Origin of the sequence: Shewanella sp. OMA3-2 (assembly GCF_021513195.1) — a bacterium.
In the GTDB taxonomy this organism is placed as follows: domain Bacteria; phylum Pseudomonadota; class Gammaproteobacteria; order Enterobacterales; family Shewanellaceae; genus Shewanella.
Map to the genome: position 1 here is coordinate 502,743 of NZ_CP090974.1, position 16,536 is coordinate 519,278.

Genomic DNA, 16,536 nt, shown 5'->3' on the forward strand with positions numbered 1-16,536 from the left:
ATAAACCAAATTTGTCTGGAAACCATAGAGCTGTGGCACCACCTGATCCCATTCCGAACTCAGAAGTGAAACACAGTATCGCCGATGGTAGTGTGGGGTCTCCCCATGTGAGAGTAGGTCATTTCCAGGCGCCAAATTATCTCGTTAAGAGATGCTCGAAAGAGCAAGTCTCCTAGTTATGACATACTAGCGACTTAAAAAGCATTTAGTATCTTGCGTAAGCATTTTACTAAAGGAGCGGTAGTTCAGTTGGTTAGAATACCGGCCTGTCACGCCTGGGGTCGCGGGTTCGAGTCCCGTCCGCTCCGCCAACTTAAGATGAAGGCCTTTGCAGCAATGCAAAGGCCTTTTTCGTATGTGTAATTTAAACTTATTCAGCGTTATATCATTATAATTAATTGGTATAACTTCAATTGTAGATATGATTAAAGTGGTTGATGAGCTTCTTTGAGGAAAACTTATCGTTCCGATTAATGTATTGCTGATATTATGGTTATTTGAAATATACTTGGACGTTCATCGATATTGTCATAAAGCATGCCTTTATTTAAGTGTGTTGATTGTTGAGCCAGAACGGTTAGTGTTTCTTTAAACGGTATATCAGATATATAATTGATGTTACTTTATTATATGAGATTAGAATGGATTGTCGGTTAGGTTGTGGCGCGTGTTGTATTTCACCGTCGATTACGAGCGCTATACCTGGAATGCCTGATGGGAAACCTGCAGGTGTCCGTTGTACTCAATTAAGCGATAAAAATCTATGTATGATCTTTGGTAGACCAGAGAGACCTTCAGTGTGTAGTGGTTTCTCTGCAAGTATAGATGTTTGTGGTGCTTCATATGAGCAAGCTTTATGGTTGATCACTGATTTAGAGCGTTCAACATGCTAAAGTCGTTTTTTCTTTTATAGAGTATGGTTTATCAATGCAATTAACCCGCTATACAGATTATGGTATCCGCATTTTGATGTACCTTGCTGTACAACCAGAGCGAGAAGCTTTGTTCCGTATTGCTGAGGTTACTAAAGTTTTCGATTTATCATCAAATCATGTCGCTAAAATTGTTCATCAGCTTGGAAGATTAGGCTATTTAAAAACTATTCGAGGTAAAAGTGGCGGGTTTAAATTGGCTATTCCTGTTAAGGATATTCAAATAGGCTTGCTGGTTAGACAGCTAGAACACTCATTAATTGCTGTTAATTGTGAAGAACCTTTTTGTCGCTTTACCCCTGTATGTAATTTGAAAGGGGTACTAGGGAAAGCGGTTGCTGCTTATTTGGCGGTATTGGATCAATATTCATTAGCGGATATAGTGAATAATAAAGCAGAGTTAATTTCAACCTTGCCTGATTTATCTATCTCAGTGTTTGATGTGAGCTAATTGGGTATACCTTAGCAATATCAGTCGCAAGTAGATCTGAAGTGTGTACTAAGTTGATACCATTTTGTTTCAGCCTAGGAAGGTTGGCCTTGAGGTAGGCAATAGTTTCAGGATATGGATGTGCAATTGCAACTAATGTTCCTTGTTGTTTTGTTTGTAAAATAATTTTTTTAAACTGCTTTTCAAGTGCGTGTTGATGTAAGTCATTATCTAAAAAGACTTGTCGCTGTAATAAAGGCACCCCTACCGCTTTAGCTTTATCACTCGCCTTACTGTATTTTGTTGTCATGCTGTCAACAAAGTAAGCTTGTTTGCTTTTTAAACTTTGCATCACCCATAGCATGGGCTTCTCTAATTGAGTCAGTAAGCTACCCATGTGATTATTTGCCCCTCGGGCATAAGGGATATTTCCAAAAGCGGATGTTATTTCGTGCTTAATTTGTTGCTCGTTCATGTCATTGGTTAGTCCACCAGGGCCTAAGGCGTTACCGCTTAAAGCTTGCATAGGTAAATGGATCATTATTTCATGGCCTTTATTATGACCTTCTAATGCAAGTTTTTGTCCTAAAGGTGTGTGGGGTAAGACTGATAAGGTAATATTGTTAGGCAGTGACAAAACAGCCTCATCTGTTTGACGGTATCCAATATCGTCAATGATGATAGCTAGGTTTGCTGCGTATGTTGATGAAAAACAGGCAAATTGTAATATTATTATCGATAAAAATCGCACAGTTATTATTATTTTCTTTTTTATTTTATTTAGTTTTCTCTGCTATCTATCCAGGCGATGGCTGAGTCGATTTGCTGATCGTAATCTTTGTTTAATATTTTTTCTGCACCGATTATAGGCATATTCATCTCGTCTGTAACAGCAGTAATTGCTATTTCGATATCTGGAGTAATGCCTATGGTGTTTATATTATTTCCATTAGGGGTGCTGTAGTTGGCAATAGTCAGTTTTATCGCATTACTTTGACCAAGTATGGGTATAACACTTTGAACAGTTCCCTTACCAAAACTGGTTTCTCCTAATAAGGTTGCGCGATGATTCTCTTGCAGCGCCGCGGCTAAAACCTCTGAAGCCGATGCTGAGCCTTTATTGATTAACACAATCATGGGTATGTTAGCAAAAATAGTCTTTTGGGAGGCGTAGTAATCTTCATTTGCATCAAAAATACGTCCAGTAGTTGTCACTATTCGACCGTGATCAAGAAATAAATCTGCAATACTAATCGCTTGGTCGAGTAGTCCGCCTGGGTTATTTCGTAAATCTAGAATTAGCCCCCTTAATGGTACATGCTGCCATTTTGTTGCTTGTTCACTTATCGCATCAGTAGCGTCTTCTTGGAAACTTGTTAGGTGTAAGTAACCAATATCGTCATTAATAATTTCACTGTTAAGAGAATTGATGTGGATAAAGTCAGGTTGTAAGGTGATGGTAATCGGTGTTTTATTTACGATAGGAAGGAGGCTTAAGGAAATAGCTTTGTTGTCATTACTATACTGTCTAATTTCGCTTAACACCATTTGCAGGTTTGTGGCATCAATAAGTGTATCATTAAGCTTGATAATCTTATCACCCGCTTTAATACCCGCGCGTTCAGCTGGCGAGTTTTTGAATGGAGTGATGATGGTGATTTTTCCATCTTCAGTCGCGATCTCAAAACCAAAGCCAAAATATTCCCCCTTATTGGAGTCGTTTATCGCTTGAAAATCGTCATGGGTTAGAAATCCAGAGTAGGGGTCAAGTTGTTCAAATATCCCTTTTATCGCAGCATCAATAAGTTGCTGGCGATCTATTCTATCTACGTAGTAAGTTTCGACAGTATCAATAATATCGACCAAAAGTGGGTAGTCAAAATGATAATCGGTAGATTGCGGATTAGCATGTTCTGAACTTGAGATACTGATTGATAGCGCCACGAAGACGCCAAGTGTAAAGCAACTGATATAACGAATGATTTGATGCATAACTGCCCCGTTAACCATAGGCAGTTTGAGCCATCCTAGCGACAGTATCTTGCCGGATCGACCGCTTGCCCTTTATGTCTTATCTCAAAGTATAGGCTAGGTTCGGTCTGTCCACCTGAACGACCGACTAAAGCAATCGATTCACCATCATTAACATTATCACCAGCCTCTTTAAATAAGGTTTGGGCATGGCCATATAGACTCATATACCCTTTACCATGATCAAGTACCATTACCATGCCGAAACCACGCAACCAATCGGCATAGATGACTTTACCTGCGGCAACCGCTTTAATGTTTTGACCTTCTGGCGCGGTTAATACGGCGCCTTTCCATTTTATTTGACCTGAACGGCTACTACCAAAACGTTCACTCATGCGGCCCTTTGTTGGCCAACTTAACTTACCTTTTCGATTTTCAAGTCCGTCCATTAATGGGTTGGCTTTTGCTGTCACAACCGCTTGTTCAACAATACGTTTTAAGCTTGCTTCTTCAATTTGTAATTGTTCTAGCTGAGCACCTTTATCAGAAAGTGTACGCTGAATTTGAGTTAAGGTTTGCTGGCGTTGATTTTGTTCATTACTTAATTGTTTAGCTTGTTGTTTTTGGTCAATAATCACAGTATTCAGTTGTTGTTGCTTTTTGACTTGTTTGTTTTTAACTTCAGCTAATTGTTCACTAGTCGTTTTTAGTTTGCTGATCGCTTTGATTCGGGCATTGTTTAAATATTGATAGTAAGCCAGCATGCGTTCAATGGTTGCAGGGTTTTGCTGATTAAGCATCATCTTGCTGTAATCATGGTTTCCGGCTAAATAAGCGCTAGATAGTTGCTTTGATAACGTTTTTTGTTGTCCAACCTTTTGTGCAGTTAAACTTCTTTGTTGTTTTTCTAACTCGATTAATTGACTGCTGATATTTTTTAATGATGTTTGAGTTTCATTGACCCTGCCTGCCGCACGTGCGATGGCTTGCTCATCTTTTTTAAGCAAATTAATGAGCTTCTCTCGCTGTTTTGAAGTGTTTTTTAAATCATTTTGCTGCGCACTGATTTGTGTCTGAATAGACTTTAACTCAGACTGACGTTTGCTGAGGTCGGCGCCTGTAGCGGCATAAGATAGTATTATAAAGCCAGCAAAAATGCTGGCTTTAACAAAGAAACGAGTTATCACAGGTAATTAATTACTCTTTTAAGTCAATGATACAGCGGCCAGTCATTTCGGTTGGCACACTTTGCCCCATTAACGTTAACATCGTTGGTGCGATGTCACATAAGCGGCCGTTAGGTTTGATAGTAGCATCACGACCGACATAGATGAAAGGAACTAATTCACTTGTGTGCGCAGTATGAGCTTGCCCTGTAGTTGGATCTGTCATTTGTTCAGCATTACCGTGATCAGCGGTAATAATACATTCACCCCCAACTTTGGCTAACGCTTCTATTACTCGGCCAATACACGCATCAACAGCTTCACACGCTTTAACAGCAGCATCAAACTTACCAGTATGGCCAACCATGTCGCCATTAGGGTAGTTACAAATAATCACATCATATTTGCTTGATTCAATCGCCCCTACCAGCTTGTCTGTGAGCTCTGCTGAGTTCATCTCTGGTTGTAAATCATAAGTCGCCACTTTAGGTGACTCAATTAAAATGCGGTCTTCACCGTCAAATGGGGCTTCTTTACCGCCATTGAAAAAGAAAGTTACATGAGCATATTTTTCTGTTTCAGAAATACGTAACTGAGTTTTATCTTGCTTTTGCAGTGTCTCACCAAGTGTATTAACAAGGTTGTCTGATGCAAATGCCACTGGTGCCTGAATATCGTCTGCATATTGTGTCAGCATGACAAAATTAATTTTAGGGGTTTTATGGCGAACAAACCCATCAAAATCTGGATTAACAAAGCTACGGCTGATTTGACGCGCGCGATCTGCACGGAAATTCATGAAAATCAATGCATCGTTGTCATTCAGTGTCGCTGCTTGGCCTGTTGTATCAACAATAGCTGACGCAGCGACAAACTCATCATTTTCATCTCGTGCATAAGCGGCTTCAAGTGCATCGACTGAGTTTGCATATTCAAACTTTCCTTTGCCTTCAGTGATCAGCTCATAAGCTTGAGTTACTCGATCCCAACGGTTATCACGATCTAATGCGAAGTAGCGTCCAATTAGGGATGCAATACGACCTGTACCTATTTCAGCAAAAACAGTATTGAAGTGTTCAATACTGTTTTTGGCGCTTCTTGGTGGAGTGTCTCGACCATCTAAGAAGGCGTGCAAGTAAACTGCTTTAGCCCCACGGGAAACGGCCATGCGGCACATAGCTTCAATATGTTGCTCATGGCTATGGACGCCACCTGGTGATAATAATCCCATGATATGCACAGCGCCGTTTGCGGCAATGGCTTGGTCTACCGCGTCAATTAGTGCTGGGTTTTGTTCAAATTCATTATCTTCAATGGCTTTACTGATCCGCGTGAGTTCTTGATAAACAATGCGACCAGAACCAATGTTGATATGGCCAACTTCAGAGTTACCCATTTGGCCATCAGGTAAACCTACGTCAAGACCTGAACCTGAAATTAAGCTGTTAGCATAGGTGGCAGTTAACTTATCCAAGACCGGTGTGTTAGCGTGAAAAATCGCATTATCTTGCGGATTTTCACGATAGCCCCAGCCATCAAGAATAAGCAGTGCCAGCGGACGTTTAGTTGTCGTCATGGAAATACCCTTATTTAAAGTGTTAAAGATGAAATTAAAAATGAAATTGGACAAATATTACTACTTATTGGCTGCTGGCAACAGGCTTAGGTTCTCGATTGCCCTAACAGGTGATTAAATTTCATTTATGCGGATGCATTTGTGCAATTAAGTTTTTTGACCTTATTCGGGGCGCATAATTCTGGATGAAACACGTCTGAAAGATAATGACTATATCTCCCAATAATGAATCTTACCTAACCTCTTTGATGTCACTCTGAGCCCTATATCTTAAGCTTGTTTGGGTATATACTCTTGGCCAAATTAATCTTAGCTCGATACGTTATAGGCAGTGACCATGCAAGAATATATTGAATTTTTAAGAGCAAACCCAATGTTGTCTTTAGCTTGGGCAGGCTTATTTTTTGCTTTAATTGTGACAACATTCAAATCAGGTACATCAAAAGTAAAGACTGTTAACAATCATGAACTCACGCTAATGATGAACAAGCAAGACGCTAAAGTTGTTGATGTTCGTGGCAAAGAAGAGTTTAAAAAGGGTCATATCGTTGACGCGATAAACGTACCATTGTCTGAAATTAAAAATAATCAGGCAACGAGTCTTGAAAAGTTTAAAACCAGCCCCATTATATTAGTATGTAACGCTGGCATGACATCTTCTCAAGCAGCTCAACTTCTTGTTAAGCAAGGCTTTGAAAACGTACATAACCTTAAAGGTGGTATGGGTGATTGGCAATCAGCAAATATGCCAGTTGTCAAAAGCAAGAGATAGTCACTAGGTTCATCATATTGCAGTAAAAACATCGTATTGATGAGTAATCAATACCATTAAGTTTTGGTCTTATTGACGTAAAATGCTTAGTGATTTTTTAGCTGTATTATCGATTTTAAGGGAATGCGAGATTATTCTCGCTTACAAGCCTAACACCATATTCGCTCCACAGAAAAGCGAAAAATAACATTAAATAGGTAGGATATCATGGCTGAAGAAATAGCAAACAACGAAGCAGTTGCACCACAGTTTAACATTCAGCGTGTTTATACAAAGGATTTGTCTTTTGAAACACCAAATAGCCCAGCAGTTTTCCAAAAAGAGTGGAACCCAGAAGTTAAGTTAGACCTAGACACGCGTAGTGCTAAGTTATCTGACGACACTTATGAAGTAGTACTTTCTTTAACTGTTACCGCTAAAAATGGTGACGAAACAGCTTTCTTATGTGAAGTTCAGCAAGCAGGTATCTTCTCTATAGTAGGTTTAACTGAGCCACAACTAGCGCATTCTTTAGGTGCTTATTGTCCTAACGTATTATTCCCATATGCGCGTGAAACCGTTTCTGGTTTAGTTGCCCGTGGTACTTTCCCACAACTTAACTTAGCGCCAGTGAACTTTGATGCATTATTTGCTCAATATGTTCAACAGCGTCAAGCGGCAGCTGCAGAAGCCCCAGCTGAAGCTAACGCGTAAGTGATGAACAGCACTGCCGAAATAACGGTAATTGGGGCGGGGTCTTATGGCACCGCCCTTGCTATTTCTTTAGCAAGCAACGGTCATAAAACCTTATTGTGGGGACATGATCCCAAGCGCATGCAGGCTTTGGCTGACTCTCGCAGTAATGAAACTTACCTGCCTGGCATAACATTTCCTGATTGTTTACAAATTGAACTTGATTTGGCCACAGCCTTAGCCGCCAGTAAAAATGTGTTGGTTGTTGTACCAAGCCATGTTTTTGGTGATGTACTAAAACAAGCTAAACCGTTATTGCGCAGTGACGCTCGTATTGTATGGGCGACCAAAGGTCTAGAGCCTGAAACCGGCCGCTTATTACAGGATGTAGCACGTGAACAATTGGGTGAGCAATATCCCCTAGCGGTATTGTCGGGCCCTACATTTGCCAAAGAATTAGCCGCAGGTTTACCAACTGCGATATCAGTAGCTGGTACTTGTCCGCAGTTTACCCATGATTTAGTTGAACTGTTACACAGCCCAAAACGGTTACGTGTATATGCCAATGATGATTTCACTGGTATTCAGCTTGGCGGTGCGGTTAAAAATGTTATCGCCATTGGCGCTGGCATGTCTGACGGCATTGGTTTTGGCGCGAATGCACGCACAGCATTAATCACTCGTGGTTTAGTTGAGTTAACTCGCTTAGGTGTCGCACTAGGCGCTGACGCTAATACCTTTATGGGGATGGCGGGCTTAGGTGATTTAGTGCTGACGTGTACTGATAACCAATCTCGAAATCGTCGTTTTGGGCTCGCCCTTGGAAAAGGATGTGATGTCGATACTGCGCAAATTGAAATTGGCCAAGTAGTTGAAGGTTATCGAAATACCAAAGAGGTATTTACCTTAGCAAAACGACTAGGGGTAGAAATGCCGATAACCGAGCAAATTTATCAAGTACTTTATCAAGGTAAAGCGCCTGTTGATGCGGCTAAAGAGTTATTAAGTCGAGATAAAAAATCAGAAACAGTGTAACGGCTAGCGAATATACAAATACCGATAAAAGGGTGCTAATATAGCGCCCTTTTTTGTACATGGAAGTAATTATCCTTGAAGGCCATGGATGGCATACGTAAAGGATTTGTACATGGAAGTAATTATCCTTGAAGGCCATGGATGGCATACGTAAAGGATTTGTACATGGAAGTAATTATCCTTGACGGCCATGGGTGGCCTACGCAGGGACTGCGACCCTAGTGTCAGTATAACCAACTTGTTTAAAGAGAGTCTCAACAGTGAAACATCATGACGTAATTATTATCGGCGCCGGTGCAGCAGGGTTAATGTGCGCTGCTACAGCGGGTTATCGTGGCCGTAATGTTTTGGTGTTAGACAATGCAAAACAAGCAGGACGTAAAATTTTGATCAGTGGTGGTGGTCGCTGTAACTTCACTAATCAAAAGGTTGAACCGCATCAGTTTCTTTGCAGTAACCCCCATTTTGTCAAATCGGCATTAGCACGTTATCGCTCAAGTGATTTTATTGAGTTGGTTGAGCGTCATGGTATTGAATACCATGAACGTGATCACGGACAGTTATTTTGCAATAACTCAGCCAAAGAAATAGTGACTATGCTGATGACCGAATGCGAATGGGCTGGGGCAAAAGTCCAGCTGCGCACGGATATTTTATCTGTTAGTAAAACGGGTACAGGCTTTAATCTTACTACCTCTAATGGTGACTTTAGCTGTGAATCACTCGTGATAGCCACAGGTGGCTTATCAATGCCTAAACTTGGCGCGACGCCTTATGGTTATAAGCTGGCTGAGCAGTTTGGTTTAAAAGTGCTGCCAACTAGCGCAGGTTTAGTGCCTTTTACCTGGCATGCTGAACAAAAAATTCGTTTTGAGCCGTTATCGGGTATTGCTGTACCTACAACGATTACCGCACAAGATGGCACCCAGTTTAGTGAAGCATTATTATTTACCCATCGCGGCCTGTCTGGCCCAGCTGTATTGCAAATATCAAACTACTGGCAGGCTGGTGAAGCGATTTCAATTAATTTACTGCCAGGTGAAAATGCTGTAGATAAAATCGAGTTTGCACTGAAACATCATCCAAAACAAAGTTTACGAAATACCTTAAGCCAATGGCTACCAAAACGACTCGTTGAAGCGTTATTTGAAGAGGCGCAATTAGACAAAGCGTTAAATCAACTTGGTCATGGCGAACGTGAAACGCTGGCTAGTGAGTTAAACAGCTGGTTAATAGTAATGAATGGTACAGAGGGATATCGTACAGCAGAGGTCACTCTGGGCGGTGTAGATACTAATGAACTGTCATCTAAAACCATGCAAGCCAATAATGTTTCTGGATTGTATTTTATTGGTGAAGTGATGGACGTCAGTGGTTGGCTGGGAGGGTTCAACTTCCAATGGGCATGGTCGTCTGGCGTGGCTGCTGGGTTAGCTGTTTAAAGAATTTTATTGAGTTCTTCTGATAAAACACAGAGGAACTCAGCTTTATCACTTTCTGTTATTTTTTATTTTTGCTTATATCTTTTTTCACTTTCTCTAAATCATCTTTCTGTAATTATCTCTATCTTGATTTGTTATTTCCAATATTTACTGATGTGTCTACTGTCCCATCATTAATTTGAAACTCTTACCGAATTGTCGGTAATTTTTGCCAATAATTGCGTGAGTTAATGGTGAGGTAATAAAAAATACAAATTTATTTTGCTTTATTATCATGTTGTTATATATTTCATGTAAGTTTGGCATGAAGTTGGCTTAGTATAAGTTAGCTAAACGATACACAAACAGTTGTTCATTATTATAAGTTGATTTTTGTGTGTTATTTATCATTTCATATTTAAGGAGATTACTTATGTTAGGTTGGACATTGATGTTTTTAATTATCGCTATCGTTGCTGGCTTATTAGGTTTTGGTGGTATTGCAGGTGCAGCAGCCGGTATTGCGAAAATAATTTTCTTTATTTTTATCGTATTACTTGTTATTTCTTTAGTGGCAAGTGCAATACGAGGTAAGGCGCCAAAGGCATAACGCTATGTAAGCGACGCCTTATTATTTAATGATAGAAGATGAATATATCTAAATATAGTAACCACAAATGGAATGACCTAGTGGTCAAGGAGATCAATATGAATTTACTAAAAAAATTAAGCATCATGGTTTTATTGGGATTAACAACAGTAGGTATGATGGCATGTTCAGACAATAAAGCTGAAAATGCGGGCGAGAAAGTTGATGAAATGATGAAGGACGCCGGTAATGCAGTTGAAGATGCGTGTGAAGATGTAAAAGAAGGTCTTAAAGCAGAAGATCCTGATTGTTAAAGAAACTAAGCGGCGCACTATAGTGCGCCGCTTTTTGCTGTTTCCAAAATAGGACATCTATATGCTAACCAAGATAAATATTAAGTATTACTACACAGCCGGCGCATTATTGGCTGTGATTTTGTGTGTGCTACTTAATTCTCCGTGGGCTAAATTTTTTATTGGCTGGCTGGCATTATCTTTGGGGTTAGTGAGTTTTGCTTATTGGTTTAATGCTGGTGGTGTTTTCCGTAAAAAGCAAAATGGTTCAATTCCTTGGTATATCAGTTGGGGCTTTGTGCCTTTTCTATTGGGATGCCAGATTTATAATGCTTGGGCAAGAAAACACGATAAGGTACCCGCAATTCAAAAGATTGAAGATCAGCTCTATTTAGCATGTCGTTTATTTCCTTCTGATATTGACTACCTTAAAACCCAAGGGGTTGATGCTATTCTTGATGTGACCGCTGAATTTGATGCATTAGATGGCACATTATTGGCTGAGGATATCGATTATTTAAATGTGCCTGTTTTAGATCATAGTGTCCCGTCAGAAGCGCAACTCAACCAGGCGATCAATTGGCTTAATAATCAGGTGCGTAACGGTAAGAAAGTGGTAGTGCATTGTGCGCTAGGCCGTGGACGTTCGGTATTAGTATTAGCCGCTTATCTTGCTTGTCGCGATAACAAAAGTCACTTAGATGAGGTGTTGAGCTCTATTAATGAAATTCGCCATACCGCCCGTTTGAATAAATGGCAATTTGCTAAAGTCTCTCAAATGTATCAGCAAAATCGGATTAAAATTAATAAAACACTCTATTTAATTGCTAATCCAGTATCGGGCGGGGGTAAGTGGCAGGATGATGCTGAGTATATTCAACAAACCTTATCGAGCTATTATCGAGTAAAGCTGCTTGAGACGACGGAAGATAAGGATGCAGCTGTGCAAGCCTGCGAAGCCGTTAAGCGTGGGGCTGATATTGTTGTAGCTTGCGGTGGTGATGGCACCGTTAACGAGGTGGCTTCTATGTTGGTTAACACCTCAATCACATTAGGTATTATTCCTATGGGGACAACAAATGCTTTGGCGCATACCTTATTTGGTGTAGGCAGTAAGCTGATCCCTGTTTCTCAAGCCGTGGATATTTTGATTCAAGGTCATTACCAACCTATTGATACAGCACTGTGTAATGAACGAATAATGCTATTGCTGGTGGGTATTGGCTTTGAGCATAAGATGATTGAAAGCGCGAATCGAGACAAGAAAAATGAATCGGGTCAGTTTGCTTACTTAAGTGGTTTATGGAATGCGATTGATGAAAATCAGCCGCTATCTTTGTCTATACAATTAGATGATGGTGAAACACATACAATTGAGACCACTAGTATAGTAATAGCCAATTCTGCTCCGTTTACCAGTTTACTCGCACAAGGTAATGGTGAGCCTAATATTACTGATGGATTACTCGATATTACTTGGATTGAACCTACAGAGTCATCACAGGAGCAGTTAATGAGTTTAGTCGATTTACTGTTTACAGGTGTTTCTCGTTTGTGGAATCAAGCTAACAATAAGCCTGATGCAATACATCATGCCCAAGCTAAAAAGATATACCTAAAAGCTCAACAAAAAACACCTTATGTGATTGATGGAGAGCTTTTTGAGGCTAATGATGTCACGGTAGAGGTTGTGCCAAAGTCTCTGAAGGTTTTTGTGCCAGCAACAAGCCCAATCTTGAAGCGTTAATCGGTACTGCTGTTATCTTCATATTTACTGAGTTTGTTATATAAGGTTTTAACGCTTATTCCCAATTGTTCGGCGGTTTCATTTTTATTGCCTCCAGCCTTGTCTAGTGCTTGAAAAATAGCGACCTTTTCAATTTCATCTAAACGCATACCTGAAGGTACTTGAATCTTATCTGTGGTATTTTCTGGCTTAGACTCGGTTTCAAAGGTGTTAAAATGACTTTGGTCGATCGTGTCATCAGCGAGAATATATGCTCTTTCAATAGCATGTTTTAACTCTCGCACATTACCTGTCCAGCGCTGTTGTTGAATAAAGCTGATAGCTTCTGGGGTAAAGGTTTTGGTGAGTTTTTCTGCTACATTTCGATAAGCTAAAAAGTGTTTTGCCAACCCGCTAATATCATCACCTCTGTCACGTAGCGGTGGAACGCGAATAGGGAAATGAGCAAGTCTGAAGTATAAATCCTCACGAAAAAGACCTTGTTCAATAGCGCTTGCTGGATCACGATTGGTCGCGGCGACAATACGCACATTGGCTTTTTTTAGGCTGGTGCTACCAATAGGGCGATATTCACTATTTTCCAATACCCTTAATAATTTCACTTGATGATCAATAGGCATCTCAGTAATTTCATCTAGAAATAATGTCCCGCCTTCTGCTTGATCAAATACCCCGCGATGATCACGGTGTGCCCCCGTAAAAGCCCCTTTAACGTGACCAAATAGCTCACTGTCAACTAATTCTGGACTGAGTGCACCACAGTTAATTGCAATAAAAGGCTCGTTTGCTCTGTTACTTGCAAGATGAATCGTGTTGGCTACTAATTCTTTACCTGCACCACTTTCGCCAACAATTAACACATTACTTTCAGTCACCGCGACTTTACGAACCGTGCGATACAGCTTATGCATTGCACGGGATGATCCAACTAATAATCCGTATTGATCGAGTTCACTTGATAATACCTGTTGGCGCTTAGTTGACTCTAACAATAAGTCTTGAGCAAAATCATTCAGGGTGTCATCAATCAGTTCCATATTGTATGGCTGTCTAAAGTGATAGCCCGCGCCCTTTGACATTAATTTATCAAGGTGAGGGTTGGGTTTTCCCTCACTTAAGAAGATAAATTCTATATCAGACATTAAGGCGTTATCTGTAAGGCAGTCATAATCAGCTTGGCCTAATTGAGATACTTCAATAATTGCCACATCCGCATTACTCGCTTCAAGCTGTGTTAGCCAGGGGAGCTCCGTAATACTCGCTATTTTATTAAAACGTCCACAACTAGGTGCTTTTAGAAGCAGTGTTGCTGTTTGAGGGTGGAGCAAATGGTAAAACAAGGTAGGACTAGCCATGTCAGTGTTACTCCTTTTTCGTGGTCATTTCATTAATGGCCACTTTGTAAATTTGACAATAACAATCGGTAATTATTTCTTAACATACTGTTTACATTTGGGGGTGTTTGTTATTAATTCCTTATTTATTAATGTCTTATTGTATTTTTTGTTTTGTGTACGAATTATGCATGAGTTAATCATAGGGTAAACAATAATAGTTTATTCATTATGACTATAAATATTACAGGATAGCTATTAGTTATTTAATGATAGGAGAAATGACATTGCAATATTCACATATCAACCATTTATCAAGCAAGCAAATTGACCTAGGAGTAATTAGCGATGCCATTAATTTGTGTCAAGCAGGGCAGCTGTTTTACACGCAAACCGTTGCGGATGCAGATGACTATAATATTAAGCGTATTTTTATGGATATGGCAGAAACGAGAAGATCGATGCTGCAGCATCTAGTGCCGTTATTTCAACAGGCTAAGCAAGACGGGATAGCCTCAAATGATGTCCAACCAATTAGTTTATTTTCCTTTACTGATGGCTATGCTCAGGCAGGTAAAATGATACAGCAAGACAAACTATGGACAGCGATAGGGTTATTACTAGATATAGAGCAACAGGCTTTACATCAACTTAAGTGGGCCGCTCGCCAGGCGACAAATAAGAAGGTCGCTCAACAATTAGCTGAAGGCTGTGCGTGGCTGCAAATGGGGTGTGATAGCATGAACAGTCTGTATGTGAGTCGTAAAGGTGCCGCTAATTGAGTGATCGCATTGTTATTTGAATATGAGTTATCACTAAGATGAAAAAATTACCTGTTGTCGGTAAAAATGTCCAAAAAAATCAGACTTACATACATGTAAAAATAGCAAATTAAACATAAAAATAAATTATAACAGTAACTTATGTTTGTTGGCACGGTTTGCGCATTACTTATGTTGAGATAAACAATGGAGGATATCTTTATGAATAAGACAACATTATCTTTAGTAGTAAGTACGATGCTTGGTGCAATGGCTTTTTCTGCAAATGCAGCACAAGATTGGCAGGATGACGCTAAAGACGCATGGATTGATGGTAAAGTTGAAACCACATTATTGCTCAATACCAACCTTAACTCGTTTGACATCAATACCGATGTGCATGCCGGTAAGGTTACCTTAACGGGTAAAGTTGATAGCAGTATTGATAAGTCATTAGCGGGTGAGCTGGTTAAAAGCTTGGACGGCGTAAAAAGTATTGATAATCAATTGACTGTTTTGAAGCAACAAGATGATAGTAACGATAGCGATTTAGGTGATGATCTAACTGATGCTAAGGTTGCTATGATTGTTAAAACTCGTTTGCTGTTTTCTGACGATGTAGCGGGCTCTAAAATTGATGTTGATGTTAAATCTGGTGTTGTGACATTAAAAGGTACGGTCACAAGTGATGCTGAACGTGATTTAGTTGTCGCAATTGCGAAAAATGCTGACGATGTAGATAAAGTGGTTGACGAACTGCGTATCGCTGATTCATAAATCAGAGTCAATAAGTTATCAACATTAGTGTCACATTAAATCGAGAAAGCCAGCTTGCATGCTGGCTTTTTTATGCCCTCAGTTAATTGAAGCTATTTGGCTATATCGTTTAGTTAGCTTGCTCTGAAGTAAATCTACAGCTTTCAGTATGTTGATTAAATTTATCTAAAAAAGCGGGATATTGCTTCAAAAATATTTTGCCAAAATAAACTCCTAACGATCTATCTAGATTGGGCACCACAGAAAAGTCACTTAATGGAATGTTTACTCGTTTGGCAGCAGCTTCAAAAAATAAATCGCTTTCTAAGATTGCACCTATACGATTTTTTTCCAGTAAATGAATTAATTCATCGAGAGAGCTTGCTTGGTGGATAACGTTATAATTATTTTTTTGTAGCCAGAACGTGGTGTTAGAGTGCTTACGACCACCAAATTGTGCATTTGATTTTATGGCGTCTTTATTTAAAGGTATAGAAGTGTGCTTGAGTAAGTAAAAGTTCCATTGCTGCGCAATAAAAGTATTTGATAAAACAGCATAGCGGTCTCTTGCGCTATTTTGCGAGGCTGAAAAGAAACCATCGTACTTTCCTTGTTTTACTTCTAGCTGTGCACGACCCCATGGGAGAAATACAACCTTATAAGGTTGCTGAAGTTTATCCATCACACAAGCTAACGCTTCTATCGCATAACCGTCATTTTGCAAGCCAACTTCCATTTGGTAGGGCGCCCATTCTTGGGTGGCAATAGTTATGACTCTATCAACTTCAGCAGCTATTGCTACTTGGCTTGTAAGTAAAAATAATAACCCACTTAACATTATGCTTAAGTGCGCTGTTAAAGGTTTTTGCTTGGCATCAAAGTACTCATTTATTAGTTGATTCATTAGTTGCCACTCTTTTTGTATCGCTACTCTATTACACTTAAGATTAACTTAGACTCGTTGTAAGTCAAAAGTATATATCCGTGGCAGTTTGTTAATCAGGGTATATTGCTTAGCTGCGATAACCTTTCAAGTTGATTTTTATAAACTAATTAGTTGGATGAGTATAAATAAAAT

Annotated in this window: 17 protein-coding genes, 1 tRNA gene and 1 rRNA gene; 13 read left to right on the forward strand and 6 right to left on the reverse strand. The window is 39.8% G+C overall.

Annotated elements, in window-relative coordinates; genetic code table 11:
- Positions 1-14 precede the first annotated feature (14 nt).
- From rrf to L0B17_RS02295, 4 genes are all read left to right on the forward strand, one after another.
- Positions 15-130: ribosomal RNA gene (rrf, locus tag L0B17_RS02280) — 5S ribosomal RNA — on the forward strand.
- 104 nt (positions 131-234) lie between these two features.
- Positions 235-311 (forward strand) — tRNA-Asp (locus L0B17_RS02285).
- 330 nt (positions 312-641) lie between these two features.
- Positions 642-893, forward strand: coding sequence for a YkgJ family cysteine cluster protein (locus L0B17_RS02290; RefSeq protein WP_235087279.1), 252 nt, complete (start codon positions 642-644; stop codon positions 891-893).
- Between the two features lie 34 nt (positions 894-927).
- Positions 928-1,383, forward strand: coding sequence for an Rrf2 family transcriptional regulator (locus L0B17_RS02295; protein WP_235087281.1), 456 nt, complete (start codon positions 928-930; stop codon positions 1,381-1,383).
- On the opposite strand, the gene L0B17_RS02300 is transcribed toward L0B17_RS02295, so the two are convergent.
- From L0B17_RS02300 to gpmM, 4 genes are read right to left on the reverse strand one after another with little or no spacing between them, the layout of a single operon-like run.
- Positions 1,358-2,113: a divergent polysaccharide deacetylase family protein gene (locus L0B17_RS02300; RefSeq protein ID WP_443019917.1), complete on the reverse strand. Its 756-nt coding sequence runs from the start codon at positions 2,111-2,113 to the stop codon at positions 1,358-1,360. The genes L0B17_RS02295 and L0B17_RS02300 overlap by 26 nt on opposite strands.
- Before the next feature lie 29 nt (positions 2,114-2,142).
- Positions 2,143-3,354 carry a S41 family peptidase gene (locus L0B17_RS02305; RefSeq protein ID WP_235087282.1) on the reverse strand — a complete coding sequence of 404 codons (1,212 nt, stop codon included), beginning with the start codon at positions 3,352-3,354 and terminating at the stop codon, positions 2,143-2,145.
- A gap of 35 nt (positions 3,355-3,389) precedes the next feature.
- Positions 3,390-4,523, reverse strand: coding sequence for a murein hydrolase activator EnvC family protein (locus L0B17_RS02310; RefSeq protein WP_235087283.1), 1,134 nt, complete (start codon positions 4,521-4,523; stop codon positions 3,390-3,392).
- Between the two features lie 10 nt (positions 4,524-4,533).
- Positions 4,534-6,078, reverse strand: coding sequence for a 2,3-bisphosphoglycerate-independent phosphoglycerate mutase (gene gpmM / locus L0B17_RS02315; RefSeq protein ID WP_235087285.1), 1,545 nt, complete (start codon positions 6,076-6,078; stop codon positions 4,534-4,536).
- A gap of 337 nt (positions 6,079-6,415) precedes the next feature.
- Between gpmM and L0B17_RS02320 the strand changes: the two genes are divergently transcribed.
- The 7 genes from L0B17_RS02320 to L0B17_RS02350 all read left to right on the forward strand — a co-directional run bounded on the left by L0B17_RS02320 (position 6,416) and on the right by L0B17_RS02350 (position 12,607).
- The gene (locus tag L0B17_RS02320) at positions 6,416-6,850 is read left to right on the forward strand and encodes a rhodanese-like domain-containing protein (RefSeq protein ID WP_235087286.1); all 435 of its coding nucleotides are present in this window, start codon (positions 6,416-6,418) and stop codon (positions 6,848-6,850) included.
- Between the two features lie 207 nt (positions 6,851-7,057).
- On the forward strand, positions 7,058-7,543 hold the full coding sequence (secB, locus tag L0B17_RS02325; RefSeq protein ID WP_235087288.1) for a protein-export chaperone SecB: 486 nt from the start codon (positions 7,058-7,060) through the stop codon (positions 7,541-7,543).
- Between the two features lie 3 nt (positions 7,544-7,546).
- Positions 7,547-8,557 (forward strand): NAD(P)H-dependent glycerol-3-phosphate dehydrogenase, encoded by a 1,011-nt coding sequence (gene gpsA, locus L0B17_RS02330; protein ID WP_235087289.1) that lies wholly within the window; start codon positions 7,547-7,549, stop codon positions 8,555-8,557.
- A gap of 260 nt (positions 8,558-8,817) precedes the next feature.
- On the forward strand, positions 8,818-9,999 hold the full coding sequence (locus tag L0B17_RS02335) for an NAD(P)/FAD-dependent oxidoreductase (protein ID WP_235087291.1): 1,182 nt from the start codon (positions 8,818-8,820) through the stop codon (positions 9,997-9,999).
- A gap of 412 nt (positions 10,000-10,411) precedes the next feature.
- Positions 10,412-10,588, forward strand: coding sequence for a DUF1328 family protein (locus tag L0B17_RS02340; RefSeq protein WP_235087293.1), 177 nt, complete (start codon positions 10,412-10,414; stop codon positions 10,586-10,588).
- Positions 10,589-10,686: 98 nt separating this feature from the next.
- Complete coding sequence (locus tag L0B17_RS02345; protein ID WP_235087294.1) at positions 10,687-10,881, forward strand: hypothetical protein; 195 nt, start codon at positions 10,687-10,689, stop codon at positions 10,879-10,881.
- Between the two features lie 61 nt (positions 10,882-10,942).
- Positions 10,943-12,607 carry a diacylglycerol kinase family protein gene (locus L0B17_RS02350; protein WP_235087296.1) on the forward strand — a complete coding sequence of 555 codons (1,665 nt, stop codon included), beginning with the start codon at positions 10,943-10,945 and terminating at the stop codon, positions 12,605-12,607.
- Here the strand turns inward: L0B17_RS02350 and L0B17_RS02355 are convergent.
- Positions 12,604-13,962, reverse strand: a complete 1,359-nt coding sequence (locus L0B17_RS02355) for a sigma-54 interaction domain-containing protein (protein ID WP_235087298.1) — start codon at positions 13,960-13,962, stop codon at positions 12,604-12,606. The genes L0B17_RS02350 and L0B17_RS02355 overlap by 4 nt on opposite strands.
- Positions 13,963-14,222: 260 nt before the next feature.
- Between L0B17_RS02355 and L0B17_RS02360 the strand changes: the two genes are divergently transcribed.
- Entirely contained in the window at positions 14,223-14,723 is a 501-nt protein-coding gene (locus L0B17_RS02360; protein ID WP_235087299.1) for a hypothetical protein, read from the forward strand.
- Between the two features lie 201 nt (positions 14,724-14,924).
- Positions 14,925-15,479: a BON domain-containing protein gene (locus L0B17_RS02365; protein ID WP_235087301.1), complete on the forward strand. Its 555-nt coding sequence runs from the start codon at positions 14,925-14,927 to the stop codon at positions 15,477-15,479.
- 109 nt (positions 15,480-15,588) lie between these two features.
- On the opposite strand, the gene L0B17_RS02370 is transcribed toward L0B17_RS02365, so the two are convergent.
- A complete protein-coding gene (locus L0B17_RS02370; protein WP_235087303.1) occupies positions 15,589-16,362 on the reverse strand; it encodes a substrate-binding periplasmic protein in 774 nt (257 codons plus the stop codon).
- Positions 16,363-16,536: the final 174 nt, after the last annotated feature.

What these genes read in the sequence shown, in the direction of transcription:
- gpsA (WP_235087289.1), top strand. Translation starts at nt 7,547, where the DNA reads ATGAACAGCACTGCCGAAATAACGGTAATTGGGGCGGGGTCTTATGGC.
- L0B17_RS02295 (WP_235087281.1), top strand. Translation starts at nt 928, where the DNA reads ATGCAATTAACCCGCTATACAGATTATGGTATCCGCATTTTGATGTAC.
- L0B17_RS02370 (WP_235087303.1), bottom strand. Translation starts at nt 16,362, where the DNA reads ATGAATCAACTAATAAATGAGTACTTTGATGCCAAGCAAAAACCTTTA.
- L0B17_RS02360 (WP_235087299.1), top strand. Translation starts at nt 14,223, where the DNA reads ATGACATTGCAATATTCACATATCAACCATTTATCAAGCAAGCAAATT.
- L0B17_RS02365 (WP_235087301.1), top strand. Translation starts at nt 14,925, where the DNA reads ATGAATAAGACAACATTATCTTTAGTAGTAAGTACGATGCTTGGTGCA.
- L0B17_RS02345 (WP_235087294.1), top strand. Translation starts at nt 10,687, where the DNA reads ATGAATTTACTAAAAAAATTAAGCATCATGGTTTTATTGGGATTAACA.
- secB (WP_235087288.1), top strand. Translation starts at nt 7,058, where the DNA reads ATGGCTGAAGAAATAGCAAACAACGAAGCAGTTGCACCACAGTTTAAC.
- L0B17_RS02305 (WP_235087282.1), bottom strand. Translation starts at nt 3,354, where the DNA reads ATGCATCAAATCATTCGTTATATCAGTTGCTTTACACTTGGCGTCTTC.
- L0B17_RS02290 (WP_235087279.1), top strand. Translation starts at nt 642, where the DNA reads ATGGATTGTCGGTTAGGTTGTGGCGCGTGTTGTATTTCACCGTCGATT.
- L0B17_RS02355 (WP_235087298.1), bottom strand. Translation starts at nt 13,962, where the DNA reads ATGGCTAGTCCTACCTTGTTTTACCATTTGCTCCACCCTCAAACAGCA.
- gpmM (WP_235087285.1), bottom strand. Translation starts at nt 6,078, where the DNA reads ATGACGACAACTAAACGTCCGCTGGCACTGCTTATTCTTGATGGCTGG.
- L0B17_RS02320 (WP_235087286.1), top strand. Translation starts at nt 6,416, where the DNA reads ATGCAAGAATATATTGAATTTTTAAGAGCAAACCCAATGTTGTCTTTA.
- L0B17_RS02340 (WP_235087293.1), top strand. Translation starts at nt 10,412, where the DNA reads ATGTTAGGTTGGACATTGATGTTTTTAATTATCGCTATCGTTGCTGGC.
- L0B17_RS02350 (WP_235087296.1), top strand. Translation starts at nt 10,943, where the DNA reads ATGCTAACCAAGATAAATATTAAGTATTACTACACAGCCGGCGCATTA.